The organism is Flavobacterium petrolei (genome assembly GCF_003314435.2).
Taxonomy (GTDB): domain Bacteria; phylum Bacteroidota; class Bacteroidia; order Flavobacteriales; family Flavobacteriaceae; genus Flavobacterium; species Flavobacterium petrolei.
This window is the reverse complement of sequence record NZ_QNVY02000002.1, coordinates 101,357-127,825: the sequence shown is the minus strand read 5'-3', so window position 1 is coordinate 127,825 and position 26,469 is coordinate 101,357. Positions and strand designations below refer to the sequence as shown.

24 protein-coding genes are annotated in these 26,469 nt (G+C 33.7%); 11 read left to right on the top strand and 13 right to left on the bottom strand.

Going from position 1 to position 26,469, the window contains the following annotated elements; translation table 11 throughout:
• The first annotated feature begins 58 nt into the window (after positions 1 to 58).
• Both DR871_RS07035 and DR871_RS07030 read left to right on the top strand, forming a co-directional pair.
• Positions 59 to 556: a GNAT family N-acetyltransferase gene (locus DR871_RS07035; protein WP_113665933.1), complete on the top strand. Its 498-nt coding sequence runs from the start codon at positions 59 to 61 to the stop codon at positions 554 to 556.
• Positions 557 to 664: 108 nt separating this feature from the next.
• Complete coding sequence (locus tag DR871_RS07030) at positions 665 to 1,615, top strand: tRNA dihydrouridine synthase (RefSeq protein ID WP_113665934.1); 951 nt, start codon at positions 665 to 667, stop codon at positions 1,613 to 1,615.
• A gap of 189 nt (positions 1,616 to 1,804) precedes the next feature.
• Here DR871_RS07030 and DR871_RS07025 read toward each other — a convergent pair whose 3' ends face one another.
• From DR871_RS07025 to DR871_RS07005, 5 genes are all read right to left on the bottom strand, one after another.
• Entirely contained in the window at positions 1,805 to 2,392 is a 588-nt protein-coding gene (locus DR871_RS07025) for a glutathione peroxidase (protein WP_113665935.1), read from the bottom strand.
• Between the two features lie 143 nt (positions 2,393 to 2,535).
• The gene (locus DR871_RS07020; protein ID WP_113665936.1) at positions 2,536 to 4,749 is read right to left on the bottom strand and encodes a TonB-dependent receptor; all 2,214 of its coding nucleotides are present in this window, start codon (positions 4,747 to 4,749) and stop codon (positions 2,536 to 2,538) included.
• A 3-nt stretch (positions 4,750 to 4,752) separates the two neighbouring features.
• Positions 4,753 to 6,048: a tetratricopeptide repeat protein gene (locus DR871_RS07015; protein WP_113665937.1), complete on the bottom strand. Its 1,296-nt coding sequence runs from the start codon at positions 6,046 to 6,048 to the stop codon at positions 4,753 to 4,755.
• Positions 6,049 to 6,138: 90 nt separating this feature from the next.
• Positions 6,139 to 6,693 carry a DUF4331 family protein gene (locus tag DR871_RS07010; RefSeq protein ID WP_091170361.1) on the bottom strand — a complete coding sequence of 185 codons (555 nt, stop codon included), beginning with the start codon at positions 6,691 to 6,693 and terminating at the stop codon, positions 6,139 to 6,141.
• Positions 6,694 to 6,767: 74 nt separating this feature from the next.
• On the bottom strand, positions 6,768 to 7,421 hold the full coding sequence (locus DR871_RS07005; protein ID WP_113665938.1) for a DUF4331 family protein: 654 nt from the start codon (positions 7,419 to 7,421) through the stop codon (positions 6,768 to 6,770).
• 218 nt (positions 7,422 to 7,639) lie between these two features.
• Between DR871_RS07005 and DR871_RS07000 the strand changes: the two genes are divergently transcribed.
• Together DR871_RS07000 and DR871_RS06995 are read left to right on the top strand one after the other, a co-directional pair.
• Positions 7,640 to 8,170 (top strand): RNA polymerase sigma factor, encoded by a 531-nt coding sequence (locus DR871_RS07000; RefSeq protein ID WP_091170368.1) that lies wholly within the window; start codon positions 7,640 to 7,642, stop codon positions 8,168 to 8,170.
• Positions 8,170 to 8,955, top strand: a complete 786-nt coding sequence (locus DR871_RS06995; protein WP_113665939.1) for an anti-sigma factor — start codon at positions 8,170 to 8,172, stop codon at positions 8,953 to 8,955. Before DR871_RS07000 ends, DR871_RS06995 begins: the two co-directional genes overlap by 1 nt.
• 75 nt (positions 8,956 to 9,030) lie before the next feature.
• On the opposite strand, the gene DR871_RS06990 is transcribed toward DR871_RS06995, so the two are convergent.
• Genes DR871_RS06990 through DR871_RS06975 form a run of 4 tightly spaced genes read right to left on the bottom strand, consistent with a single transcriptional unit; the run spans position 9,031 to position 14,793 of the window.
• Entirely contained in the window at positions 9,031 to 11,238 is a 2,208-nt protein-coding gene (locus tag DR871_RS06990) for a glycine-rich protein (RefSeq protein ID WP_113665940.1), read from the bottom strand.
• A gap of 25 nt (positions 11,239 to 11,263) precedes the next feature.
• Complete coding sequence (locus tag DR871_RS06985) at positions 11,264 to 13,693, bottom strand: hypothetical protein (RefSeq protein ID WP_113665941.1); 2,430 nt, start codon at positions 13,691 to 13,693, stop codon at positions 11,264 to 11,266.
• 9 nt (positions 13,694 to 13,702) lie between these two features.
• On the bottom strand, positions 13,703 to 14,326 hold the full coding sequence (locus DR871_RS06980) for a hypothetical protein (RefSeq protein WP_113665942.1): 624 nt from the start codon (positions 14,324 to 14,326) through the stop codon (positions 13,703 to 13,705).
• Complete coding sequence (locus tag DR871_RS06975; protein WP_165355315.1) at positions 14,323 to 14,793, bottom strand: T9SS type A sorting domain-containing protein; 471 nt, start codon at positions 14,791 to 14,793, stop codon at positions 14,323 to 14,325. The genes DR871_RS06980 and DR871_RS06975 overlap by 4 nt, the downstream gene beginning before the upstream one ends.
• A gap of 863 nt (positions 14,794 to 15,656) precedes the next feature.
• Between DR871_RS06975 and DR871_RS16410 the strand changes: the two genes are divergently transcribed.
• A complete protein-coding gene (locus DR871_RS16410; protein ID WP_165355314.1) occupies positions 15,657 to 16,259 on the top strand; it encodes a helix-turn-helix domain-containing protein in 603 nt (200 codons plus the stop codon).
• A 211-nt stretch (positions 16,260 to 16,470) separates the two neighbouring features.
• Positions 16,471 to 17,358 (top strand): carbon-nitrogen hydrolase, encoded by an 888-nt coding sequence (locus tag DR871_RS06965; RefSeq protein ID WP_091170395.1) that lies wholly within the window; start codon positions 16,471 to 16,473, stop codon positions 17,356 to 17,358.
• A gap of 79 nt (positions 17,359 to 17,437) precedes the next feature.
• Here the strand turns inward: DR871_RS06965 and DR871_RS06960 are convergent, their stop codons facing one another.
• Positions 17,438 to 18,964, bottom strand: coding sequence for a choice-of-anchor I family protein (locus DR871_RS06960; protein WP_113665945.1), 1,527 nt, complete (start codon positions 18,962 to 18,964; stop codon positions 17,438 to 17,440).
• A gap of 184 nt (positions 18,965 to 19,148) precedes the next feature.
• On the opposite strand from DR871_RS06960, the gene DR871_RS06955 reads away from it, so the two are divergent.
• Positions 19,149 to 20,189, top strand: coding sequence for an agmatine deiminase family protein (locus DR871_RS06955; RefSeq protein ID WP_113665946.1), 1,041 nt, complete (start codon positions 19,149 to 19,151; stop codon positions 20,187 to 20,189).
• A 78-nt stretch (positions 20,190 to 20,267) separates the two neighbouring features.
• Here DR871_RS06955 and DR871_RS06950 read toward each other — a convergent pair whose 3' ends face one another.
• The gene (locus DR871_RS06950; RefSeq protein ID WP_113665947.1) at positions 20,268 to 22,535 is read right to left on the bottom strand and encodes a M1 family metallopeptidase; all 2,268 of its coding nucleotides are present in this window, start codon (positions 22,533 to 22,535) and stop codon (positions 20,268 to 20,270) included.
• Positions 22,536 to 22,708: 173 nt separating this feature from the next.
• Here DR871_RS06950 and DR871_RS06945 point away from each other — a divergent pair, with 173 nt between their 5' ends.
• The 3 genes from DR871_RS06945 (at position 22,709) to DR871_RS06935 (ending at position 24,816) form a co-directional block, all read left to right on the top strand.
• Entirely contained in the window at positions 22,709 to 23,560 is an 852-nt protein-coding gene (locus DR871_RS06945; protein WP_113665948.1) for an aldose 1-epimerase family protein, read from the top strand.
• A 15-nt stretch (positions 23,561 to 23,575) separates the two neighbouring features.
• Entirely contained in the window at positions 23,576 to 24,124 is a 549-nt protein-coding gene (locus DR871_RS06940; RefSeq protein WP_113665949.1) for a GNAT family N-acetyltransferase, read from the top strand.
• Positions 24,125 to 24,264: 140 nt separating this feature from the next.
• Positions 24,265 to 24,816 (top strand): DUF3575 domain-containing protein, encoded by a 552-nt coding sequence (locus DR871_RS06935; protein WP_113666069.1) that lies wholly within the window; start codon positions 24,265 to 24,267, stop codon positions 24,814 to 24,816.
• 3 nt (positions 24,817 to 24,819) lie between these two features.
• Here the strand turns inward: DR871_RS06935 and DR871_RS06930 are convergent, their stop codons facing one another.
• Positions 24,820 to 25,050, bottom strand: coding sequence for a VF530 family protein (locus tag DR871_RS06930; RefSeq protein WP_113665950.1), 231 nt, complete (start codon positions 25,048 to 25,050; stop codon positions 24,820 to 24,822).
• 49 nt (positions 25,051 to 25,099) lie between these two features.
• Here DR871_RS06930 and DR871_RS06925 point away from each other — a divergent pair, with 49 nt between their 5' ends.
• The gene (locus DR871_RS06925) at positions 25,100 to 25,585 is read left to right on the top strand and encodes a histidine phosphatase family protein (RefSeq protein WP_113665951.1); all 486 of its coding nucleotides are present in this window, start codon (positions 25,100 to 25,102) and stop codon (positions 25,583 to 25,585) included.
• Positions 25,586 to 25,669: 84 nt separating this feature from the next.
• Here DR871_RS06925 and DR871_RS06920 read toward each other — a convergent pair whose 3' ends face one another.
• On the bottom strand, positions 25,670 to 26,353 hold the full coding sequence (locus DR871_RS06920; protein ID WP_113665952.1) for an OmpW/AlkL family protein: 684 nt from the start codon (positions 26,351 to 26,353) through the stop codon (positions 25,670 to 25,672).
• Positions 26,354 to 26,469: the final 116 nt, after the last annotated feature.

Sequence of the window (26,469 nt, the reverse complement as noted above, 5' to 3'; positions counted from 1 at the left end):
TCCCTTTTTCCTTTATTTTTAACGGTTATTTCTTAATTTTGAAGCAAATAAACAACACATGGAAATTAGATTACGAGCTTACAAAACGGAAGATACTCAGGAGATTTTAGACATAATTAATTACAATATTTTGCACTCCACAGCGCTATATGATTACAACATCCGAACCTTTGAGCAACAAAAAGCCATACTCGAAGAAAAAATTGGAAAAAACTTCCCGGTGATTGTTGCGGAATTAGATGGGACAGTTGTTGGTTTTGGAATGTATAGTGAGTTTCGTTTTCGCGAAGCCTATAAATTTACCGTTGAACATTCAATTTATGTCAACCAAGACCACCATGGAAAAGGTATTGGAAAAATTCTGCTGCAGGAATTAATCTGTCTTGCTAAGAATCAAAAATTACATACGATGATTGCCGTAATTGATGCTGAAAATCAAAGCAGTGTAGAATTTCATGAGAAATTTGGTTTTAAAACTGTGGGAATCATCAAGGAATCCGGTTATAAATTTGATCGTTGGTTGCACTCTGTGTTCATGCAATTGATTTTAGAATAAAGCGAATTTTATCATCATGTAGTTCATTTTGTGCTATGTTTTGACTTTATGAATTTTATAACTTTAAGACTTGAGACTTTATAGTATATTTGCGCAACTAAAAATTTCATGGATTATACCTTACTTTCATCTCCTTTACAGGGATTTACCGACTTTCGTTTTAGAAATGCCCAAAACAAATTATTTGGAGGAATTGACACTTTTTACTCGCCTTACATTCGCTTAAACGGAAAAATGGTTATCAAACCGTCTTACGAACGCGACCTGCTTCCAGAGAATAATCTTGATTTAGAGGTAATTCCGCAAGTGATAACAAACGATGCCGATGAATTTTTATTTGTAGCAAAATATGTTCGAGAATTGGGGTATAAAGAGTTAAACTGGAATTTAGGCTGTCCTTATCCTATGGTGACTAAGTCTGGTATGGGTTCCGGCTTAATAAGTAATCCCGAAAAAATCAACAATATCCTTCACAGAGCCCATACTGAATCTGACATTATTGTGTCTATGAAAATGCGTTTAGGATATGAAAACAGCGAAGAAATTCTAGATGTTTTACCTATTTTAGATACCTATCCTATTAAGAATATTGCGATTCATGCACGTATTGGAAAGCAACTGTATAAAGGTGGTGTAAACTTAGATGCCTTCCAGCATTGTGTTGATAATACCAAACATAAATTGTATTACAATGGTGATATAACCTCGGTGGCTAAATTTCATGAAATGCAGCAACGCTTTCCAACTATTGACCATTGGATGATTGGCCGAGGATTAATTTCGGATCCATTTTTACCCAGTATGATAAAAAATAATACTTCAGAATATCCTGCCAACAAAATTGAATTATTTAGTGCTTTTCATGATACTTTGTATGCTATTTATAGCGAATCTCTTTCTGGTTCAACCCATATTTTATTGAAGATGTACCATTTATGGGAATATTTTTCGGCTACGTTTTCAAATCCGCATAAGGTTTTGAAAAAAATAAAAAAAGCGCAAAGTATTCGGAATTACGAAGCTGCTGTAGCTGAAATTTTCAAAAACGAAAAATTCTAAAGGAAAAAATAAAACTATTAAGAAATTAAGAAAAATTAAGCGCTGATTCTTAATATAACTTAATTTCTTAATGGTTCAAAGTTTAGAAAATATTCGACACTTACTTAAACCACAAAAAAAAAAGAGATTTTCATTTGACTGAAAATCTCTTTTAAAATATTTTATTTATAAAGCTAGCTAGCTAGCTGCTTATGCTTTAATCCAATTCAATACTTCTGGATCTGTTACTAAAGTTTGCGGAGAAATAACTTTTTCTAATTCTCCGTTTTCATTAATTAGGTATTTTTGAAAATTCCATTCTACTTTCGAATCTTGTAAGCCATTTTTAGATTTTTGAGTCAAAAACTGATAAATAGCCGCCATATCATCTCCTTTTACAGAAATTTTATCCATCATTGGGAAAGTTACTCCGTAATTCATTTGACAGAAAGTAGCGATTTCTTCATTGGTTCCAGGCTCTTGCGAAGCAAAATTATTAGCTGGAAAACCTACAATTACTAACCCTTTGTCTTTGTATTCCTTATAGGTTGCTTCTAAGTCTTTGTATTGTGGTGTATTCCCACATTTAGAAGCAGTATTGACAATTATGATTTTTTTACCTTTCAAAGAAGCAAAATCAAAACTCTTTCCTGATAAATCTTCTACTTTAAACTGATAAATCGTTTCTTTAGCTACTAATGGTGTGCTCATATTGGTTTCTGATTTTTGAGGTTGTGCCTGATTTTTACAACTGAACAATAACAAAGCGCAGCTGGCTAGCAATAATACATTTTTCATATTTGAATTTTTTATAAAATTAGATAAAAATTTGTTTTATCAAAGCAATTTTTAGTTAAACAGTAGTTAAATAAAAAAGAAAACCTGACACTATGAAAATGCCAGGCTTCCAAACAAATAAACAACAAATCTTAATGTGGTATTTAAAATGTATAGGTAATTTTTCCTTTCATGAAGAAAGGCGTTCCTGGAGTAAAATGAATTTCTTCGACACTTTCAGGTTCATTTTGAAGCCTAGATTCAGTGGCAAATTGCGTTTCGTTCCATACAGTATCAAAAATATTCTCTACTGCAATTCCAAAATTGATATTCTTATATTGATAATTAACATTTAAATCCGAAATAAAGTAGCCTTTGGCAACAATAGAATTATCTTCATTTGCCGGGCGGTTTTTTAAATAACGATACCTAATTCCTCCTGAAAAACCATTCACCTTTTGGAAACTTAATCCTCCGGTTGTAGTAAAATCTGGTGCTAACGGAATGTAATCCTGACCTTTTGGTTCATCAATGCTTCTGGCATACGTATAATTTGCATCCGCATCAAAATACAACCAATCGTTCAATTGGTAACGCAATCCAAGCTCTGCTCCCATACGTTTTGATTTTCCGCTTGGCTCAATAATTCCGGCATCTCCCACATAAACAAACTCCTGTTCCAAAAACAAATACCATAATGCTGAATTCACAATCAACTTAGGAAATGGTTTCCAAATGGTACCAACATCCGTTCCTATTGCCGTTGGTAAAATCTGTTTTCCATTGTTTTGAACCACTACACGAGCATCATTTGAATGAAAACCCATTCCTGATTTTATAAAAAACTGCAAATTGTTATTTTGCGAATAAATGAAATTCAATTTTGGTGAAAACTTAACTTTGGATTCCGATTGTGTTTTGTAATTCTCCATTAATTTATCCTGATAATTAAATTTGAAATAATCCAATCTAATGGCAGGATTAATCATAAGTTTTCCAAAATTGAATTCGGAATTCAAATACGTAAACAAATTAGACTCATCAATATCACCCAATTTTATATTCTCAAGAACCGTTCTTCTGTTTAAAGTATGTGAAAGCTCTGTATCAGTTGTCGCATCGGCACGAAAACCAGTTCCAAATTGTAACAAAACATCAGTATCATTTATTTTCGTCTTCTTATTCAACTCCGCATTCATTCCATAGATATCGCGATTTTCTTTTTGTTTGATTTGGTCTCCGTTTATAGGATCATCTAAAAAGAACGTAAAATTTGAGTACAATTCAAATTGGTAATTCGAATAAAAAGCATTCGCTTTCAAAAATGTATTTTCATCAATTGGTTTTCTCAAACTCGCATTAAAATTGGTTCGCGATGTATTTCCGCCTTCGGTATCATCAACAGCTCCAAATCTCGAAATTGTTCCGTTATCAATCAAACGTTGCGGAATTTGTCCCGAAGCGTCCCATTTGCTGGAAAAGCGAGAAGCCAAGATTGAAAACTTACTATTGTCACTTAATATAGCTGAATATTTCCCTAACAAGTTGATTCTGTTAAAATTTTGGGGAGAATCAAACGGACCATCAGTCAAGATATATTCTGTGGCAATGTAGGCACTTTGTGTTTTTTGGTTGCCCAAAAGATTAAAAAGTCCTACTGTTCTCAGCGTGTTGAATTGACCTACTTCGACACCAATACTGCTTTTTTCTATTTTATCTTTAGTTTGGAAAGCAACGTATCCTGCCGTAGCAAAATCCCCTTTGTTGGCATAATACGTTCCTTTTCCAAAATCTATTTTTTCTACTGTTTCCGGGATGACAAAATGCAAATCGGCATAACCCTGACCATGTGCGTGTGATACCATATTCACTGGCATTCCATCTACTGAAATGGCTATATCTGTTCCGTGATCGATATCAAATCCTCTCAAAAATATTTGCTCTGCTTTTCCTCCGCCGGCATGTTGCCCGATGAATAATCCAGGAACTTTTCTAAGAATTTCCTGAGAAGAATTCACTGGAGTGGTTTGCAAATCTATTTTTGAAATAACATTCATAGCCGAAAGTTTCGGTTGGATTACTATCTCATTTAATCTAAATATATCATCTTCAAGAATGATTATATCATCCGAAGAAACAATCGTGTAATTTGACTTTTTATATCCTAAAGCGGTTATTTTGATAACGTCTCCTAAAAGCGTTTTATCCAAACTGAACAACCCAAATTCATTCGTGTGAGCATGGCTTTCAGAATTTGTATTCACCAAATAAGCATTTTCAACAGGATTACCATCACTATCCAAGACTTTTCCTTTTTGGATTTGGCCATAGGAAGACACCCCAAAAAGGGTCACTAATATTAAAATGAAACTTTTCATACACTACAATTGATTTAACTTTTTCTCGAAATTAGGTCCCAATTCATACAAACTGGATAGTAATTCTTCCTTAATAGGTTTCGCTTTAAGCGCTAAATTATTTGATTTGTAAATCATTGCCAAGTGGTATTGTATCTTAGGTTCAAAGGATTTTCCAACCACATGATTCTGAGCAATTTCTAATGCTTTTTTATTTTCGCCCATATTTAAGTACGCCCATGCCAATAAATCATAGGAATCAGCAGTAGGTCTGTGATCTACTTCAATTAAGGCAATTTCTAGCGCTTTTTGAGCGGTTTGTTTGTCATCAGCATAAATAAGAGCATTGTATTTATTATACATTGCACCATAATTATTCTTTTCCATCATGGAAAAATAAGCATTTCTGTTTTTCATTTCCTCAGTTTTATTACCTTCAAATTGAGCAATTTGAGATTTTAATAAATAAAAATCAGGTGTGTTGTGTGAAGCTGCAATAGCATCAATAATTCTATTGGCCTCGTTTACATTTCTTTCTTTAGAAAAGACAATCCATGCAATTCCTTTTAAAGCATAGGAATAATTAGGATCTAGCGCTAATGTTTTTAAGTAACTGTCATATGATTCCTGAATTCTTCCAGCATGTCCATAAAAATCACCTAAATTGGAATACGACCAAATTTTAAGTCCTTTATTATCCTCTTTTTCAGCAATATCTCTTGCCTTTTCCATGAATGTTATGGCAGTATTCAAATCCCCTTTGTGATCGTTCCATTTTGCCAAACGAATCAAATAATCAAAACTATTCATGTCACTGATTGCATTCAAATTTTTAACGGCTTCCGGATAATTTCCCAATTCCATTTGAACGTCGAACAATAGTTTTTGAGTTTCTTTTTTTCCTTCACCAATGGCTAATGCTTTATTGGCTAGTTCAAGTGCTTCCTTAAACCTATGTTGTGAAATATAATTTCTTGACAATGATCGAACAGTTGAAACCCTTGAATAATTGTATGCTTCATTTGACTGAGTCAATAAATCTTCTGATTTATATAAGTTTTTGATATCACCGGTATATTCAAAAAGTGTACTGTAATTAGCTGCAAGTTGACTTAAATAACTAATTTGATTTGGAGCAGCATCATATTTTTTTTGCCAAAAATCAATTTCTTTGTGAGCAAAAGACAACGATTTATTGTCTTTTAAACTCAAGTATTTAGAATAGTCTTCTTTGCTGGTGATTTCTTCTGATTTACTTTCACAACCTAATAAAAGTAGCGTTGTGAAAACAAAAAGGAAAGTTATTTTTAAAGTTTTCATACTCTAATTATTTTGTTTGTTTGTTTGTTTTATTAAAAAAAACAGAGCGAATAATATTGCTGTAAACGCTCTGTTTTTTTTGAGGAAATACTACCAAGCAGAAGCTAGGTAAGGAAAAGTTGTTCCAAATGCCTTATCATTTGCATTCACATTATCTTTAGTCAATTGTGGATTAGTAGCACCAGTTGGTCCACCAAAAATCAATAATAATTCAACATCTATAACGTCATCCGCCAAAGCTCTTCCTGTCAAAACGTTAGTTCCGTCAAAGAAAGTTGTAGGTGCTGTTTTAGACACTCCTAATACATCTGTTGCTAAAAGACCAGTCAGCTGAGCAGCCGTTTGTCCTAAAGCATTTGTAGTATATGCAGGATTCAAAGCCAATAATCTGGATTGAAAAATAGGTTGGTATTTTGCTCCCATTGCTGATGGAATAGCAGCATTGAAATCATCTTTAGGTTGTCCTGAAGCAACGAATACAGTGTTGATTGCCGGTCTTGCCATTTGATCTTGCTGAACAAAAGTTCCAGAAAAATCCAAGCTAGCTACTGGATCATTATTTGAATCGTCATTGTCACAATTTACTGAAACAACTGCAGCTACTAGTGCGATTGTTATAATTTTGAATTTATTTGTTTTACTCATGATGTTTAAATTTTAAGTTTTTCGAAATCGAAAATCTTCGATTCCATGTTTTTGCTTTTTTTAAATAAAATTAATTATTGTTTTTTCTTAGTTTCAGCCCAAACACCAACAGTACTTGATGAACCCAACATTGATTTTGGAACCTCAACAACTATAGACATTACATTGGTACCTGCAAATGTGTCTGTACCCGGATTGTTAAATCCTGTAGCTGTTCCGCCAAGAATTGCTTTGAATTGACCTAAATCAAAAAAGAAAGGATCGTCTCTTGGCCCTGCGAAAAATTTCATTCCGTTTTGTTCTGCAGTCAAAGCTGCTGTTCCATATTTAGAGATAGTAACACTTCCTGAGGCTGATGCAGTTTTAACGGTACTTGAAGTTCCAGTTGTTCCTGGAGCTACAGGTCCAAAGAAATACATCTTATCATCTTTCTTAATTGCCTGAATCACTAAATCTTCAACATTGTCACCATTATTGTCAATGTTTATCTCAACCATCACATTATCTTTGAATGTGGCAGCACCAGTAGCATTAGGACTTAACAATCCTTGAGTGTTTACTGCAAATACTAAATTACTTGTGTTTTGCCCTTGAAAAGCATAAACATCCGTAATATCTCCTGCGTCTCCTGACATTGTAGCCGGTGCATCAATGTGATCCGCTGCAACTAAAATTAAGCCCGAAACCGCCACTAGCGATAGACCTAAAAGCATTTTTGTTTTTTTCATTTTGTTTTAAATTAAAAGGTTATAAATGCATTTACGGGATTGTTTCCGATTTGGTTTTAAAAATCCTAAAAAAAAATTAAAATAATATTTAACTATTTGATTTTAAACTTTTTAAATACTTAAAAAAAGTGAAACTGTTTTTATTTTGATGTTGGTAACTATATATTATGTTATTTTTAATTAAGATTGTATAAGTTTGTAATTGTAAAATATAAGATATGAGTCAAGAAGAATTGTTAGTATTAATTTATAAGAAAGACGAAAGGGCATTTACACATTTATATGATATGTATTCCAAAAGTTTATTTTCGGTTATTAATGTTCTTGTAAAAAACAGAGAAGAAGCAGAAGATGTGCTTCAGGAAGTATTTGTAAAAATTTGGAAGAATATTGATTCTTACCATGAGAGCAAAGGAAGATTCTACACTTGGATTCTGAATATTGCCAGAAACACTTCTATTGATAAGTTGCGTTCTAAGAATTTTAATAATAGTCAAAAAAACCTTTCTACTGATAATTTCGTAAATCACTTTGAAGACAGTTCTAAACTATCAGACAAAGTGGATACAATAGGTTTGCAGGAATTTGTAAAAAGACTAAAACCAAAATGTATTCAAATAATTGATTTACTGTTTTTTAAAGGCTACACCCAGCAGGAAGCTTCGGACGAATTGGCAATTCCTTTAGGAACGGTAAAAACGCAAAATAGAAATTGTATTAACGATCTAAGAAATTATTTGAAAGTATAATGGAAACAAAAGAATATATTGAATCAGGAATTCTGGAACTTTATGTTTACGGTTTATTAAGTGAAACTGAAAACGAAGAAGTTACAGCTATGGCAAAAAGTAACCCGGAAATAAATGCTGAAATTATAGCTATTGAAAAAGCGATTATTGCAATCTCATCAAGCTTTTCACCATTTCATTCGGTAGCTAATTTCGAAAAAATCAAAGAGAAACTAGAGCTGAAACATGCCGAAGTCATTCAATTAGAGCCTACTACAAATAGATCTCAATACATTGGATGGGCAGCAGCTATCCTATTATTGGTTGGTATTGGTTACCAATATAATCAGTTGAATCAGACGTCAACTCAGGTTACAAATACTGAAATTGAAAAAGCCAAATTAGAAAAAGAATTTAATGTCTTAAAATTAAAAAACACAGCTAATGAAACCAGTTTAGCAGTTGTAAGAGACACTAAAAATACTGTTGTAACCCTTGGTGGACAATCAGTTGCTCCAGAATCTTTTGCAAAAGTATATTGGAATCAAGACACCAAGGTTGTTTATATTGATGCTGCCGGTTTACCAGAACCACCTGAAGGAATGGTATATCAGGTTTGGGCATTGAAATTAAGCCCGTTGACTCCTACCAGCATTGGATTATTGGAAGATTTTGATGTAAATGAACAAAAATTATTTGCAGTGAATAATGCCAATGAAGCAGAAGCTTTTGGTATTACACTTGAACCTAAAGGTGGAAGTTTAACTCCTACAATGGAGCAATTATATACGCTAGGAAAAGTGTAAAAAATATATTCTCTTAGATAATAAAAAAGGTTCAACTGCAAAGTTGAACCTTTTTTAGTTTAAAAGTCTCTTATATTAATTAAGTCTTTTATATTTAAAAGTCACTCCACTAGTATCTTCGCTTAGATATTGAACGGCATAATAATTTCCACTATTTGTATGGTATATTCCAACAAAATCTGTTGGAGGTGTGTCAACATTAATACAACTCAAATTTGGATCACCAATATAATCACAATAATAATAATTAGCTATATCTGCTGATGAAAGATTATCAAAAGACTTATCATAGACCATTGCCATATCTGTATATTGATTATTCCACCACATTCTTGCACGTATTGTTCCCCCTCCTGCCGCAAATACAAGATCGTAATTTGAAGTTACAATATCAAAACAAGATCCACCACAAAGAGAACCTGCTTCCAAGTCAAAATATTCCTCAAATGGTATAGTTACTTGTGTAAAAAGAGTGATACTGGATGTTTTTGTTAATTTTATTTCTCCGTTTACACCTACTCCACTACTGGTACCAATAGCCCCAATTTTATTAACATAATTAGGTTTTATATTTGTTATTTCACCATTTTTGGTTACTACTGTAACGGCTTTTACATTTAAATCAGCGCTTATCGTAGTGGATAAATGAGTAGCATCTGCATCCTGAGTGGCTGTTATTGTTGATACACCCGCAGCAACTATCGTAACTGTTGTACCACTAATTGTGGCAACATTGGTATCACTACTTACGTAAGAAAAAGCTCCGGTACTATCGGTATTAGGAGGGGTAATTGTAAATGAACCATCAAAATAAATTTTTGTAACATCATTGAAATTATTAAGTGTAGCAGATAAATTAGCAACAGTAATTGTACCTGAAACATTAGTTATTCCACAATTACTAGTTAATGGTATTGAGTAATTATATACACCACTGCTTGTTGGAGTTCCTAATATTGTAATCGCATTTGAGACAAATGAAGCTGAAACCCCAAGAGGTAATCCATTTGCACCTGCCACACCATCATTACTAATACTAATACCATTAGTAGCTGAATAGGTAATATTTGAAATTGGATTGTTGATAGCAGCTGTTTGTGAATCTGTTCCTGCCGAAGAGGTTAAAGAAGGAGCATCAATTACTGAAATGTATACTGGCGTAGTATAAGCTGTGCTACAAGAAATATCTGAAACTTCTGCTCTATAGTATATATTAGAAAACAAATTTGGAGTACTATAAATAGAAGTTGTTTGTGCTGGTGCACTATAACTTATAGTTAATGAACCATTTCCAGTTGCAGTGCTATACCCCTGTGTATTAGTTGTTATAGAACCTGAACTAAAAGAAGAACCGCCGCCGCCGCCGCCGCCAGCTTTATCATTTACAAAACCGCCGCCGCCGCCGCCATAATATCCAGCGCCACCACCGCCGCCATTCCTGCTAACAGTTGCACCGTCTCCACCTTGTCCTAATGTTCCATTGGTCGCTCCAGCGCCTCCGTTCCCTCCAGTTGAGTTAGTCCCTCCATTTCCGCCGCCGCCGCCGCCGCTGCCTGCGACACCATTTGCTCCTGTCGCTCCTCCTCCATTTCCGCCATTTCCGCCTGATTCACCTATCCTTCTTTGATTGCCACCGCCACCGCCGCTGCCAACTACAAAAACTCTATCAGCTAAAGTATTACCGCCACGCCTAATATCAGTAGCACCACCACCACCGCCAGCACCGCCAGTATTTGAATTTCCACCGCCATTAAATCCGCCTTTGGCATCACCCGTTACCCATAGGTTATCTGCCTGTTTCCCAGTTCCAGGGGCAACTACTGTATTGCCTCCAATTTGGCCAACAAAAATACTTAATATTTCACCTGGTGTAACTGTAAGGCTTGAAACTAATCGTCCACCTAAACCCCCTCTTCCATTAAAGTCAGAAGATCCATGACCTCCAGCTGCGCCTATACCAGCAGCTACTATAGTTGTTACACCACTTGGTATTGTGTAATTTTGCTGGGTTCTTGTATAAGAAAAACTTACAGTAGCCGTACTACCTGATGTAGCACTTGTGGAACTATTGCCGCTGGTAACATTTGTCCAATTTACTCCATCATTAGATTGTTGCCATTGAATTGTACCATTAGGAATTGACAGTGAAAATGAGGAGCTATTTCCTTTACAAATTGAAGTGCTATTTGCATAAATATTTCCTACAACGCAGGGACCCTGTGCACAAGTTAGATAACCATTAAGAAATAACCCTAAAAAAATTAATATTTTTTTTATCATCATGCTTTTAGTTTATGTAAAAAATTTATTAAAATGAGTAATCAAACTGAATTCTATCTCCTACAGATAATGCATAGTTACCATTATTTGCTGGAACATATGTTAATATTGTTCCAGCTGAAGAATAGGATGAATTACTAATTCTAACCCCGTTCACATACATTTTCACTTTACTATTAGGTGATGGAGTTTGAGATAAAGAAAAAGTCACTACAGATTCAGTTAAATTAAATTCATCTGCAATTTCAATTACTACAGCTGCTCCTGTTGAAACACTTCCATTCGCCATCAAATACTGTAAAGCTGTACCACTTGCTATTTTGTATCCAGAAGCCGTAATTACCGCACTTGTATTTACATTGGTTACAGCAGTGTGAGAACCACTTCCGTCAGAACCTAATTGAATAGTATTAGAAGCCGTTACTATGGCATTTGCTCCAATGGCAACCGAATTTGTAATACCGTCAAAACTCATATCTGCACGATTACCAATAACAGCATTTGAATTTTCGTTAAATTTTCCTCTTCCTACCGTAACTCCATTAATAGTTGCATCTGAAGTAAAAATTTTAGTTCCTGCAATGGTTTGATTCGTTGTTAAATCAACAAAATTTGCACTTGTATTTGTACTAAAATCAGCAATAGCACTTGTAACAAAATTCGTTGTAGCGATTTGTGTTGTAGCAGTTCCAGCTGCAGGAGTTGGAGCGAAAGGTGTTCCCGTGAATATTGGCGATTCCAAAGGTGCTTTTGAATCTAATAATGTTTGCGTTATGGAATTTGAAGTTGCAATATTTACATCTACATACGTTTTAGTAGCTTTCTCGGTGGGGAATTTCAAATCTGAATTTGAAATAAAACTTCCATCGGTACTTTTATTTTCAGCATCTTCTTTAGTTGCTTCGGCGGTTGTGGCGCGTAAAACTTCTGTAGTCAAGTTCGTTGATAAAGTAGTTTCCGCTAAGGTAGCGCGGGTTGTTTCAAAGTTGATAGCACTTACGTTTGTAGCTTCCGCTAAAGTTGCTCTTGAAATCTCATTGTTCAAGGCCAAAGAATTAGATGAAGCACTCGCGTCCACATAAGTCTTAATTGCTTTCTCGGTAGGGAATTTCACATCTGAATTTGAAATAAAACTTCCATCGGTACTTTTATTTCCAGCATCTTCTTTAGTTGCTTCGGCGGTTGTGGCGCGTAATACTTCTGTAGTCAAGTTCGTTGATAAAGTAGCTTCCGCCAAAGTTGCACGGTTTGTTTCATCAGTTAAGTTCGTTGCTAAAGTAGCTTCTGTTAAAGTTGCACGGTTTGTTTCTGTAGCCAAATTCGCTACGACTGTATTTTCGGCAGTAGTTGCTCTCGAAATCTCATTGTTCAAGGCCAAAGAATTGGATAAAGCACTCGCGTCCACATAAGTCTTAATTGCTTTCTCGGTGGGGAATTTCACATCTGAATTTGAAATAAAACTTCCATCGGTACTTTTATTTCCAGCATCTTCTTTAGTTGCTTCGGCGGTTGTGGCGCGTAATACTTCTGTAGTCAAGTTCGTTGATAAAGTACTTTCTGCAAAAGTTGCACGATTTACTTCAGTAGTCAAGTTGGTTGATAAAGTAGCTTCTGTTAAAGTAGCACGGTTTGTTTCGGAAGTGATAGCTGTTGCAATGGTCGTTTCCGCTAAAGTTGCTCTTTCCGTTTCAGAAACCAAATTGTTTGCAATAGCATTTTCCGCTAAAGTTGCTCTTGAAATCTCATTGTTCAAAACTGATAAATTGAAAGAAACACTTGAATCAACAAAGTTTTTAACAGATTTTACAGTTGGATATTTAATATCTGAATTTCCATCTGTAGTTATATTAGTACTTTTATTTATCGTATCTTCTTTTAAATTCAATGCCAATTTTGAAGCAGTGCTCATTGGTTTATTCAAATCAGTAGTGTTATCTACATTTTCAAGTCCCAAATTAGTTTTAGCACCAAGAACTGTAACGGCATTTGTACCTCCATTTTCTATAGGGACCACTCCGGTAACATTTTCGGCATTTTTAGCAAAAAAGGCGGTAGGAACTGAGTTAAAGGGCTGATTACTTATTTCAGTAAATGAGCTACAACTTCCATTAGTATTAACAGCCACTATCAATTTTTTGCTGACAGCATTCCATACGATTTCATCAAAAGAAGATGCATACCCAGCTGTTTGCAATCCCGATCCAATAATCAAATTGACCATTCCAAATTCATCTGTTTTTGTTTGAATCACTTCCTGATATTCTACATTAGAAAATTCGTCAACAAATTTAAACAACATACAAATGTCTTTACTGACTAAAAAAGCATTTGGATTATTTACTCCAGGTATTTGTTCTCCTTTTGGATTCAAAATTACGGCCTGATAAGTTATCCCATTACTTTGCGCAAAATTTTTGGCACCAATAAAAAGGAAAATAAGTAGAATTATTTTTTTCATAATTAAATTTTAATTGATTGGAAAATGAACACCCAATTGTAACTGATGGGTCATAAATGATGTTTTTTCAGTGGTCGAATTGGAAACATTATAAGTTTGACCTAAATTATAACCAACACTTAAAGACCCGAAGGAAGGAACGCGATACTTGACTTGAAAACCCATCGATGGTTCCACTACTACTCCCGAAAATTCTTTTTGGTGTACTAAATCATAAAACGCGCCATCCATTTTTTGTTTTCCGTAAATTATGGTTTCGCCCAAAATACCAGCTTGCACTAAAAAATTTAGTTTATGAAGATCATCCATAGGAAAAAAAGAAAATCCCAATCCTGCTTTAAGACCCAGATATTTAGTTTCCCAACTATAGGAATTCGCTACATTGCCGCCTAAGGCATTATATTCATTCAAAGAAAGTCCATAAGAATAAAGCATGTGCTTATTTGGTAACGGTTTATTAAACCCAATTTCATAAAAATTACCAGTTCCGCTTTGAAGGTCAGGATCTGCTTGCCCAAAGCCATTTTTATAATTATACTTTGTAAAATTCTTTCCCGTATTCAAATAAATTTCTTGGGAAAATAATTGACAGGACGCAATTAACATTACAAGCAGTAGGTAGTTTTTCATCATTGTTTAATAATTTTAGTGTATAAAGTGAATTTAGAGGCATTTAATCGCACGAGATATTCTGATCTTGACAACTGTGCCAAATTAATTGTTAAAATAGTGTTGACTGATGCTTTTTTTTGTTCAAATATCAAACGGCCCAAAATATCAAAAACAGTAATAGTAATAAGATCAATAACCGGCTCCGAGAATTGAAAATTGACCGTTTCAGTAAAAGGATTGGGATAAGTTAGTGTCGTAATTTCAATTTTATCATTGGAAACAATGTAATTACTCCAAAGACTTTGCTGAAACCCCTGTATGACGACAGCATTACCAATTGAATTGCCAGTGACACTTTGCTGCCCAATAGTTTGTCTAATCATCAAACCATCTGGCATTCTTGTTGACTGCCCCTGTGAAGAAAGCATTTGATGGTGCATAACTTGACCTTGAAAAGTCACAGTAAAAAGTATAAGTAAGTACCTCATAAAATTTATTTTTAACAATATTAATCCAAAATAAATGTATTTCATCGATAAAAAATGCATTTAAACGATAATGCAGTTGATTAGTAAGAACTTTTCAGTTTTTAGTAACTCTAAAACTATAATATCAAGAGTACAAATGGCGAAATAATTGTTGTTCGAAGTATTAAATACGAGTTCTAAACTTAAAAAAAAGCATTCAAAATTATCTGTGAGTTATTTTTCAATTTATAGTAACTTAGTAATTCAACTCTAAAAAAAAAATGTAATTTTAAATCCAGAAAAAATTAACAAAAATGCTTTCAAATTTACTTTTCATTATCACTGGATTAATTGGATTAATAACTACATTTTTAATTTTTACTAATTATAAATCCAATAGAATAATGAACTTATACATCATTCTATTTATACTTATTATTTCTTTGCGTTTTTTCTTATCCGGTTTGACAAATTTCATTTTTGATTCCAATTTTAGAACAACTTATTTCAAATATTCAAACTTCTCACTGGTAGTAATCCCTATTTGCTATCTGTACTTTAAAAATTTATCTGAAAATTACAGGAAACTAAATTCGAAAGAGCTTTTACATTTTATATTTCCTGTAGCATTATTTTTAGCTATGATTTATCGAGAGCATTTCGATTTTGATTCAAAACAAATAGAAATAATATTATATGGACTCTTTTTTATTTTTGCTATAACGTATATTATTTTATGTTTTCAAATGTTAAGGACTACCATTTGGATTAGAAAAGGAGACATAAAAGTGATTCAGCAACAAAATAAATTAATAAATAACTGGACACTTTTTTTATTTATTGGACTAATACTTACCATATTCAGGCTCTTCATATCAATTTCAATGGAAATCTATTTTGGTGAAAGCATTAAAGGACACAGTTATCAATGGATATCCGCGCTGATTTGGTTAACCATTTTATTTAAAATACTACGTTCTCCAGAAATTCTTTATGGTTATAATGTACTGCACCAGAAGATTAATGAGAATAAAAATAATACTTTAGTCTTGAATGATATTTGGAAGAAGAGTACTAATATTGAATTGAATAACGAACAGCATTTGGTTCTCAAAGAAAAAATAGATTCAAATATTATTGATTATATCAAGGAAATTGAGTCCATTTCACTGAAATATGAATTATTTAGAAATTCAAAACTTACAATCTCAGACTTAGCAAATAGTCTAAAAATTCCAAAAAGCCATCTTTCGTATTTATTTAAATACCACTCAACAATCTCATTTTCTGAATATAAAAAAGTGATTCGAATCCATGACGCCATTAATCAAATTGAACAAAACTACCTAAAAAATAACACTTTAGATTCATTATCAAAAAAGGTTGGATTTACCTCCTACAACCCTTTTTTTACAAGTTTTAAAGAAATTGCAGGCGTATCTCCATTAGAATATTTTAAAATGAATAAGGTTGATTTTGAGCAATAAAAAAGCACTTTCATAAATCAATAAGGTGTTAGTTTTATGTGAATTTTATATCTCTAAAAAAGAATAATAAAATTACAACGAACAAATTTTCTTATAAAACGAAGATTTTTTATTATGTATCATAAATCTATCATATTTTAAATATTATTTATTCATCACGATTTATAAATCTCTTTGGAAATAACTATTTTTGCAATCTAAAATTTTAGTCATGCCAAACAAAAAATACAAAATAGCGGTCATTCAATTGAATCTTAATGATATTGCCGAAAACAACTTGAAAAAATGTATCAGTTGGGTTCGTGATGCCGCCAACCTTGGTGCCGAAGTGATTTCGTTACCAGAATTATACAGCAGTCATTATTTTTGTCAAAGTGAAGATGTAGATAATTTTGCTTTAGCAGAACCATTGTACAGTACTTCGTTTATTGCTTTTAGCGCTTTAGCAAAAGAATTAGGCGTGGTAATTATTGTTCCTTTCTTCGAAAAAAGAATGGCAGGGATTTACCATAATAGTGCGTACATCATTGACACAGACGGTTCAGAAGCAGGATTGTACCGCAAAATGCACATTCCGGACGATCCTCATTTTTATGAAAAATTCTATTTTACTCCTGGTGATTTAGGTTTTAAAACAATTCCAACCAAAAAAGGAAAAATCGGAACTTTAATTTGTTGGGATCAATGGTATCCTGAAGCAGCTCGTTTGACTGCTTTACAAGGTGCTGAAGTGTTGTTTTACCCAACAGCAATTGGATGGCATCCACAAGAAAAAGAGCAGTACGGTGAAAACCAACATGGTGCTTGGATGAGTGTTATGAAAGGTCACGCAGTTGCGAATGGCGTATATGTTGCAGCGGCAAATAGAATTGGTTTAGAGCAATACTTGCCTGACACGGCGGGAATTCAGTTTTGGGGATCTTCATTTATTGCGGGACCACAAGGTGAAATTTTGGCGCAAGCCTCACACGACAAAGAGGAAATCCTGATAGCCGAAGTAGATTTAGACTTACAAGAAAATGTGCGTCAAAACTGGCCATTTTTTAGAGACAGAAGAATTGACGCTTTTGGAGATATTACAAAAAGAGCGATTGACTAAATCGTCTTTAGATAATTAAAAAATCCCTGCTGAGAAATAATTCTAAGCAGGGATTTTTATTTAAAGTAAACTTCTAAATCTAATTCAAATCCGGTTGGAATATTTTAACGACACCATCGCCTTCGCTACTTACCACCACTAAACTTCTTTTAGTTGGACTTTTTGAAGCTGGAATAAAAAGTAATCCTTCAGGTGCATCACCGGTCTTAAAAGTCTGTAAAAATTTTGGAGCTGCAGGATTCGAAACATCATACACCATAACGGCATCTACTCGTTCCAATCCAACAAAAAGAATCGTTTTATCGCCCATTTTAGTCACCACAACTGATTCTGGTTCTACTGATTTATCATCACTTCTGGCATCATCATATATACCCAATTCTTGTGCTTTCTTGTCTAATTCATTTTTACTGTCGAATACTATTTCGCCTGTGTTTCCATTCCAAATGGAGAAAGAACGGGCTCCAAAAGAAACTAATTCGTCAAAATCACCATCGCCGTCCGTATCACCCATTTTAGTATTGATATTCAACCTTCCCATGCTTGTTTCTGCTTTTAAAGCTGCAGCATTAGGAAACGCTATTGGATCCAAAATAACAGACGAACTACTGATTCTTTTTACATCTACAAAAGCAGCATATTCTCTGGCATCTCCTTCATTTGCAGTAACAAAATAAGGGGTTTTATTGATTTCAAAATTAGTTATAGCATCCGGTTGAAACATTCCTTTTAGTTTCCATGTATTAGCCAAAATACCTCCATCTTTATCGCTGATATCGATAGCATTTTCGGCAAGATTGTAATCTTTGTAGCCTAAAGGAAAAATATTCGTGATCGTTTTGGTTGCCAAATCAATTTTAGCCACTCCGTTATTTTCTTGTAAAGTAACCCAAGCCGTTTTTGAATCAGCAGAAATCGTGATGTATTCCGGTTCAATATCAGAGATGAAATTATTTGTTGGACTTGCAATTCTGAATCCTTTCGTTTTCAATGTACTCAATTGATTGCTAAAACTTCCGAAATTTAAAGTCGTCACCGCATAATTAGCATTAACGGCAATAATAGATACAGAACCGTCCGGATCTATCGAATATGTATCATTTGGTTCTCCTTCATTTGCAGTCATGATATAATTCCCGTCAGGAGAAAATGTAATCATATCCGGCAAAGCACCAACCGTAATTTCTATGATGACACTGTAATTAGCCGTGTCAAAAACAACCACTTTTCCGGCATCTTGTTTATTTGGTTTTGCTTCTAATGCAACTGCTAACTTTCCATTATAGGTAGCAACACTATTTGAAGCTCCATTAAACGATGTTAAATCGATACTTGTTAGAAAAACCGGACTGGATGGATTAGACAAATCGATAACATCAATTCTGTTTGAATTACTGTTGTTGACCGTAAATAACTTTTTAGAAACTTCATCATACGCACTTATTTCAGCAGCTCCGGAGCCACCAATAGTAATGGAACCAATTTCTTTGAAAGTTGCTGCATTTTCATTTACAACCAACTCAGGAGATTCCTCTTTATTTGAGTCATTTTCGCAACTTGACAAAACCATAATTGCCGCTAATAGTGTAATACCATATTTTTTCATAACTGTATTTTTAATTTTTTCAAAAATAACTAGCTGAAGCCCGACAAGAATTAACTCAATATTATATAATCATTACCAAAACTATTCTTATAAATTTATGAAATGTCCAAAATGAATGGTTGCCAACTATTTTAAAATCCTACTGAATGTTTATATTTGCAGTCTTTAAAATTAGAAACGCTGTATGACTGCAAATAATAGAAGATTCCCTGCCGAATGGGAAAAGCAACAAGGGATTTTACTGTGTTTTCCTCACAACGGTAAGGATTGGCCAGGAAAATACGAAGCCGTTCAATGGGCTTTTGTCGAATTCATTAAAAAAGTAGCCACTTTCGAAACTGTATTTTTAGTGGTTGCCGATGAAAACCAAAAAGAAAAAGTCAATACGATACTGGAAACGGCTCATGTTGAACTGACTAACGTTTCGTATATCATTCATAAAACCAATAGAAGTTGGATGCGTGATTCGGGTCCAATTATCGTTAAAAACGGAACCGAAAGAGAAGCTTTGAACTTTAATTTTAATGGCTGGGCCAAATATAAAAACATTCAATTAGACAAATTTGTTCCTGCGAAAGTGGGCGAATTTCTGAATATTCCCGTGACTCAAGTCATGTATAAAGGAAAACCGGTAATTGTAGAAGGCGGTGCGATTGATACTAACGGAAGAGGAACTTTATTGACTTCAGAAGAATGTTTGATGCATCCCGATATTCAGGTTCGGAATCCAAATTTTACTAAAGCAGAATATGAAGCCGTTTTCAAGGAATACCTAGGAATTACAAATGTGATTTGGCTAGGCGACGGAATTGAAGGCGACGATACGCACGGTCATATTGATGATTTATGCCGATTTGTAAACGAAGATACTATTGTGACCATTGTAGAAACAGATCCAACGGACAATAACTATAAACCGTTACAAGACAACTTGAAACGCTTGCAAAACGCCAAACTGGAAAATGGAAAATCACCTGTAATTGTGGTTTTACCAATGCCAAAACGTTTGGAATTTGATGGCTTGAGACTTCCGGCGAGTTATGCCAATTTCCTTATTTTGAACAATTGCGTTTTGGTTCCTACTTTTAACGACAGTAATGACCGAAAAGCATTGAATATACTTGCAGAATGTTTTCCAGATAGAGAAATCATTGGGATAAGCGCTACTGATTTTATTTGGGGTTTTGGAACATTGCATTGCCTTAGCCAGCAAATTCCAGAGTAACTTTAGAAAAAATTGATTATATAAAAAAAGACTTGTAACATTAATTGCTACAAGTCTTTTTTATTTAATGTCTAAATACTACTTATCTCTTGTAAACGGTATTTTTTGTCCTTCAGGAACTGTCATATCAAATCCGTTTAAATTGTCATTAAATTCAAATTTAAGTCCTGCTTGTTTCGATTCAAAACTATTTTTTCCAGTTGGTTCCACCGTGAAACTTGGATATTTTGTTATCAAAACATTTAGCGCGCCATTTTTCTCTGAAAAAGTAATTTTCAGGGGTGCCATTTTTGTTGAAAAAGTTCCCAAATAACCATCCAGAATTACATCTTTTTCAATCAAACCTTTGTCTGCTGCCCAAGAATTGTTTGCTGTATTAGTATCTGGTAAAACATGATCCGGATCTAGTGTAATGCTCTCAATTTCTTCTGTAGAATTGTGTTTGAAAGACCACGCTTTGTTTCTTTGCCAAACTTCAACCGGCAATTTCACACGCGTTAGTTTTCCGCTTTTAGTTTTTACATCTAAACTAACTGGCATTGCCATTTTTTCGAAGTTTTCAATCGAGATTACAACACCTTGTTTAGGGTCGTTTTTAACGTATTTTATCGAATTAATTCCTTGGTCTAAACGCCAATTATTTTGGAACCAACCTCTCCAAAACCAACTCAAATCTTCTCCTGCAACGTTTTCAATTGTTCTAAAAAAATCGTCCGGTTGCGGATGTTTGTAAGCCCAACGTTCTATATAAGTTTTCAAAGCTAAATCAAAACGCTCTGGTCCTAGAACTTGTTCTCTCAAAATCACTAATCCTGAACTTGGTTTTGAATACGCTAAAAGACCAATATTTGATTCTTTCATGTTATCCGGAGAACTCATTATGGTTTCAAGATTCGGACTTGTATACACTTCAGCTCTTTGATGCATATCAACCGGCTTTTCTTTGTATTCGCCATTATTAAAATCTACAGAACTCAATGAATTAATAAAAGTATTAAAACCTTCATCCATCCAAGCAAACATTCTCTCGTTTGAACCAACAATCATAGGAAACCAAATGTGTCCAAATTCATGATCTGTAACGCCCCATAAATCCTCGCCTTTAGATTCCCAACTGCAAAAAACAATTCCTGGATATTCCATTCCGCCTTCATTTCCGGCAACATTTGTAGCGGCTGGATACGGATATTCTAACCATCTTTTAGAATAATTTTCTATAGAAGCTTTAGTATATTCTGTTGAACGTCCCCAAGCTGCGTCACCTGCACTTTCAACTGGATAAACGGAAACTGCCAATGATTTCTTTCCGCTTGGCAAATTGATTTTTGCTGCGTCTAAAATAAAAGCCGCTGATGATGACCAAGAAAAATCACGAGCATTTTTAATTTTATAATTCCATGTTTTAGTAGTTGCTGAAACAATTTTTGATGAATTTTCAACTTCGGCAGCAGTACGGATAAAAACCGTTTTATCACTTTGTTTTGCTTGTGCCAATCTACTTTGCTCCACAGTTGAATACACCGCTGTAGGATTTAGTAATTCGCCTGATGCAACTACAATATGATTCGCTGGCGCTGTAATACTCACATCAAATTCACCATATTCTAAGTAAAATTCCGATGCTCCTAGGTAAGGGTTCGTATTCCAACCACGTACATCATCATACACACACATGCGCGGATACCATTGCGCTATTGTGAAAATCTTACCATTTTTAGTTTCTAAAACTCCCATTCTGTCTGATCCTTCAAATGGTGCTATAAAAGAAAAGTCGATTTTTATTTTAACAGAACCACCTTTTGGATTTAATCCCTGTGGAAGAAAGACCTGCATTCTAGTATCAGTAATTACATATTTTGCAGTGGCTTCAGAAGCAACTCCTTTTACAGTTGTGATAACTTTCACCGATTTGATTTTATGACCACCATCAAAAATTTGGCCTTGAGCCCCATTTCTACTTCCTGTCAAAGGCACAACTGCATTTCCACGAGAATCTGCTTTGAATAAATTCTGGTCTAAGTTCATCCAAACAAAAGCCAATTTATCTGGGCTATTATTAGTGTATGTAATGATTCCTGTACCTGAAATTTCGTTGTTTTTATCATCCAGTTTTGCCGTTAATTTATAATCAGCACTGTTTTGCCAATATTCAGCTCCTGGCTGACCACTTGCAGATCGCGTACTTGTTCCGTTTTTTGAGTAAAAATGTGGAGCAAAAGCATCATGATAATCGTATTTTGAAATTGCATTACCGGATGCATTTGTTGGGGTTTGTTGCGCCGAAACGGCCGTAACTCCCAATAATAAAGTCAGATGTAAGATGACTCCGAAGCGAATGTTTTTCATTTTCTTATGATTTATATCACAAATTAATGAAAAAAAAAGAGATTTTTGAGGTATTGACATAAAAATGATTCCACTTTAAATAAATAATAAGCAGCTTAAATTGAATTAGATTTAAAAATTATAAAATATATTTACGCCACAAACCTATTATTAAATTAATCCGAAAGATAATTTTGACAACTACGATAAAACACGGGAATCTTTCTGCAGAAATTAAACATTTTGGCGCTGAATTAATTTCCTTAAAAACAAATCAAAATAGAGAATACATATGGGAAGGAAATCCGGAATTTTGGGGCAAGCACTCTCCTATTTTGTTCCCAATTGTTGGAACTTTAAAAGATAATTCCTTTTATCATAATGAAATAGAATATCATTTATCACGACACGGATTTGCCAGAGAAATGCTCTTTGAATTGATTCATGCTACAGAAAATAGTGCTACTTTCTCGATACAATCTTCTGAAGAAACTTTAAAAGTGTATCCTTTTATATTTGAATTGCATCTGATTTATACATTAGAGGAAAACCATTTATCCATTGCCTATAAAGTAACTAACAAAGGGAAAGATACCATGCCGTTTTCTATTGGAGCACATCCTGCTTTTGCTTTGCCAAATCAATTCGAAAATTACGCTATTGTTTTCGAAAAAGAAGAATCTTTGGACTATTATCTTTTAGATAATGATTTAATTTCGCATAAAACTAAGAAGTTAGACGTTACTAATAAAAAGATTCCGTTGACCTATGAATTGTTCGAAAATGACGCTTTGATATTCAAAACATTACAATCAAAATCATTGACTATTTCAGAAAATGGAAATCCAATTTTGACAGTACATTTTGAGGGTTTTCCAAGTTTAGGAATTTGGACAAAAATGAATGCGCCTTTTCTTTGTATTGAACCTTGGTTTGGTTATTCGGATACCAATGAAAATTCTGGATATCTATTTGAAAAAGAAGGTATTCAAATTTTAGAATCCAATGAAACTTTCCATTCAGAATTCAGTATTGAAATCCTTTAATTAAAAAATGTAAACATGTTAACTATAAATTTCAGTCCATTTCCCAATTTAGAAACCGAACGCTTGCTTTTAAGAAGAGTAGATGCTAACGATATAAACGAGATTTTTGCGTTGCGATCCAATCCGGAAACGATGAAATATATCCCAAGACCTTTAGTAAAAACAGATGAAGACGCCTTGGAACATATAGCAATGATTGATAGTAAAATTGATAGCAACGAAGGTATCAATTGGGCAATTACGTTGAAAGATAACCCAAAACTTATTGGAGTAATTGGTCATTACAGAATAAAACCTGAAAATTATCGCGCCGAATTAGGTTATATGTTACTTCCGGAATATCATGGAAAAGGAATTGTTTCCGAAGCGGTGAAAGAAGCTGTAAAGTATGGATTTCAGGTAATGAAATTAAATTCATTAGAAGCAATAATTGACCCGAAAAACCATGCGTCAGCGAAAGTTTTAGAAAAAAATGGGTTTGTAAAAGAAGCACATTTAAAAGAATATGAATTTTATGAAGGGCGATTTCTGGATACAGTGATTTATTCTATTTTGAACAAATAGTGTCTTTTATAAATGCGTTTTTTCCTGTTTCTTTTTAAAACATTAAAAATAAAAACCAGAATTTTACAAATCAATTCTATCTATATTTGTCTCCGAAAACTACGTTCTGTGCGCAAAAAGCAGTTCGCAACTATTATTTTATGAAAAAAATATTTATTGTTACTTTCCTTTTCTTTTCCATTCATTCCCCAAGTCAAACTTATGTAAAAGTAAATGCGATGACCACAATTTTTACCATTCCTAATGTCGGTATTGAAACCAGTATTGGAGAAAAATCAACTTTACATTTTGATGCTTTAGCTTCTTTTTGGAAATCAGTAAACGGTAAACCGAGAGAATTTTACACTTTTACGCCAGAATACCGCTATCATTTTAAAGAAAAATACAATGGTTTTTATGCTGGAGCACATATTGGTGCAAGTATATTTAATTTCCAAAAATGGAATTATATAAATACTAATTCGTATGAAAAAGGAGTGGGTTATTTTATAGGTTCAACCATAGGTTACCAAGTTAAACTCAATGATAAATTCATGCTGGACTGTTTCTTAGGTGGCGGTTGGCATCAAGGATTTTACAAAGGTTATGATTTAACGACCGGAGAACGTTACGAAAAAGCAAAAAACTACAATAAAAGCGGCGAATGGTTTCCATATCGCGGAGGCGTAATGGTTTCTTACAAATTAAACTAACGTTTATTTTAGAAATTTAGGTAATGATTTTATATACAAATCTTCTACTTCCTTTCTTGCCCAATCCGTTTTTCGTAAAAAAGTCAAACTGGATTTTATACTTGGGTTATCTGTAAAACATTTCACTTTAATGAGTTCACTTAAAGTATCAAATCCGTAATGATCTACTAATTTTTCTACTATTTTTTGAAGTGTGATTCCGTGAAGCGGATCTTTCGATTTTAAATTTTCCATTTTGCAAATATATAAAATCGGTAAATACTAATTTTTTAAATTCATTCAAATGAAAAAAATTCTCTTATTACTTGCGCTTATATTTTTAAATATAAGTTTAGGGCAAAGCAAAACCACAACCTATTACTTCATTCGCCATGCGGAGAAAGTTGATAGTTCTCAAAATCCAGATTTATCTGAAAAAGGTTTGAAAAGAGCGGAACTTTGGAACAAAATATTTTCGGAGATTAGTTTTAATGAAATTTACTCAACGGATTACAAAAGAACCATTCAAACTGCAACTCCAACCGCGACAACAAAGAAAATTGAGATTAAATTGTATAATCCCAAAACAATAAATATTGGTTCTTTCAAGAAAGAAACATTAGGGAAAAAAGTTTTGATTGTGGGACATAGTAATACCACACCAAAATTTGTGAATGATATTATTAATCAGAACTTATTTTCTGATATTGAAGATGCAACTTTTGGAAATCTTTACATAGTTACTTTAGTTGATAATACCTTTTCCTACCAATCATTGAAATTAGAGTAAATGTTCCGATACTAAAAAAATCATAAAAAAAGTCACTATCTAATGATAGTGACTTTTTGTATTAATGCAGATTTGACTGCTATTTTAAAATTTCATACCAAATCCCATTCCCAAAATTAATGGGTTTATAGTAACATCCGCAGGAATACTCAGTCCTACTGCTAAGTTTGAAGCATCTACGGTTACATCGGTTTTCAGAAATAGTTTTTTAGCATCAACATTGATAAAAAACGTGTCGTTTAACATTAAATCAAAACCTACTTGGAAAGCATAACCGACATTGTTTTTATAACTAACATTCTTAACCGTATTGCCATCCTCAACATTGTAAAAAATAGTATAGTTGACACCAGCACCAACATAAGGTTTGAACACTTTTTCTTCGAAAGGTGTAAAATGATATTGTAAAGTCAAAGTTGGAGGCAATAACCAAACATTTCCTAAATCTATATTGACATTAGTTGGTCCTCCAATTGCAGAAATATCGGAGCCTACAGTGTTAACGTCGTGCTTGGTAGTAGCCAAAATTAATTCGGCTGCGAAATGCTTTGTAAAAAAATATGTAAAGTCTAATTCTGGAACAAATGTATTAGAAAGAGACACATCACCACCAATAATTCCAATTTTGGCACTTTCATAAGGAATAACAGCAATACCTCTAACACGGGCTTGCCATTTTTTGAAATCTTGTGTGTTACTTTGCTCTTTGGTTTGCGCATTTAATGTCAAAAAGGACACTGCCATAAAGGCTAAGATAATTTTTTTCATTTTAACTTTGGTTTAAATTGTTAAACAAATTTAAGCTTGAGGCTTTCATTATTAACTGATATAAATCATAGTTTGAAAATTATTAACACTTATTTTAGGGCTTATTATTACATAAA

Excerpts from the sequence above, each read along its gene's own strand:
- DR871_RS06995 (WP_113665939.1), top strand. The coding sequence starts at position 8,170 with ATGGAAACAAAAGAATATATTGAATCAGGAATTCTGGAACTTTATGTT.
- DR871_RS07025 (WP_113665935.1), bottom strand. The coding sequence starts at position 2,392 with ATGAAAAATGTATTATTGCTAGCCAGCTGCGCTTTGTTATTGTTCAGT.
- DR871_RS06925 (WP_113665951.1), top strand. The coding sequence starts at position 25,100 with ATGAAAAAAATTCTCTTATTACTTGCGCTTATATTTTTAAATATAAGT.
- DR871_RS06955 (WP_113665946.1), top strand. The coding sequence starts at position 19,149 with ATGACTGCAAATAATAGAAGATTCCCTGCCGAATGGGAAAAGCAACAA.
- DR871_RS06980 (WP_113665942.1), bottom strand. The coding sequence starts at position 14,326 with ATGATGAAAAACTACCTACTGCTTGTAATGTTAATTGCGTCCTGTCAA.
- DR871_RS06950 (WP_113665947.1), bottom strand. The coding sequence starts at position 22,535 with ATGAAAAACATTCGCTTCGGAGTCATCTTACATCTGACTTTATTATTG.
- DR871_RS06985 (WP_113665941.1), bottom strand. The coding sequence starts at position 13,693 with ATGAAAAAAATAATTCTACTTATTTTCCTTTTTATTGGTGCCAAAAAT.
- DR871_RS06920 (WP_113665952.1), bottom strand. The coding sequence starts at position 26,353 with ATGAAAAAAATTATCTTAGCCTTTATGGCAGTGTCCTTTTTGACATTA.
- DR871_RS07030 (WP_113665934.1), top strand. The coding sequence starts at position 665 with ATGGATTATACCTTACTTTCATCTCCTTTACAGGGATTTACCGACTTT.
- DR871_RS06990 (WP_113665940.1), bottom strand. The coding sequence starts at position 11,238 with ATGATGATAAAAAAAATATTAATTTTTTTAGGGTTATTTCTTAATGGT.
- DR871_RS07000 (WP_091170368.1), top strand. The coding sequence starts at position 7,640 with ATGAGTCAAGAAGAATTGTTAGTATTAATTTATAAGAAAGACGAAAGG.
- DR871_RS07010 (WP_091170361.1), bottom strand. The coding sequence starts at position 6,693 with ATGAGTAAAACAAATAAATTCAAAATTATAACAATCGCACTAGTAGCT.
- DR871_RS06975 (WP_165355315.1), bottom strand. The coding sequence starts at position 14,793 with ATGAGGTACTTACTTATACTTTTTACTGTGACTTTTCAAGGTCAAGTT.
- DR871_RS06960 (WP_113665945.1), bottom strand. The coding sequence starts at position 18,964 with ATGAAAAAATATGGTATTACACTATTAGCGGCAATTATGGTTTTGTCA.
- DR871_RS06935 (WP_113666069.1), top strand. The coding sequence starts at position 24,265 with ATGAAAAAAATATTTATTGTTACTTTCCTTTTCTTTTCCATTCATTCC.
- DR871_RS06940 (WP_113665949.1), top strand. The coding sequence starts at position 23,576 with ATGTTAACTATAAATTTCAGTCCATTTCCCAATTTAGAAACCGAACGC.
- DR871_RS16410 (WP_165355314.1), top strand. The coding sequence starts at position 15,657 with ATGGAAATCTATTTTGGTGAAAGCATTAAAGGACACAGTTATCAATGG.
- DR871_RS07015 (WP_113665937.1), bottom strand. The coding sequence starts at position 6,048 with ATGAAAACTTTAAAAATAACTTTCCTTTTTGTTTTCACAACGCTACTT.
- DR871_RS07005 (WP_113665938.1), bottom strand. The coding sequence starts at position 7,421 with ATGAAAAAAACAAAAATGCTTTTAGGTCTATCGCTAGTGGCGGTTTCG.
- DR871_RS06930 (WP_113665950.1), bottom strand. The coding sequence starts at position 25,050 with ATGGAAAATTTAAAATCGAAAGATCCGCTTCACGGAATCACACTTCAA.
- DR871_RS07035 (WP_113665933.1), top strand. The coding sequence starts at position 59 with ATGGAAATTAGATTACGAGCTTACAAAACGGAAGATACTCAGGAGATT.
- DR871_RS06965 (WP_091170395.1), top strand. The coding sequence starts at position 16,471 with ATGCCAAACAAAAAATACAAAATAGCGGTCATTCAATTGAATCTTAAT.
- DR871_RS07020 (WP_113665936.1), bottom strand. The coding sequence starts at position 4,749 with ATGAAAAGTTTCATTTTAATATTAGTGACCCTTTTTGGGGTGTCTTCC.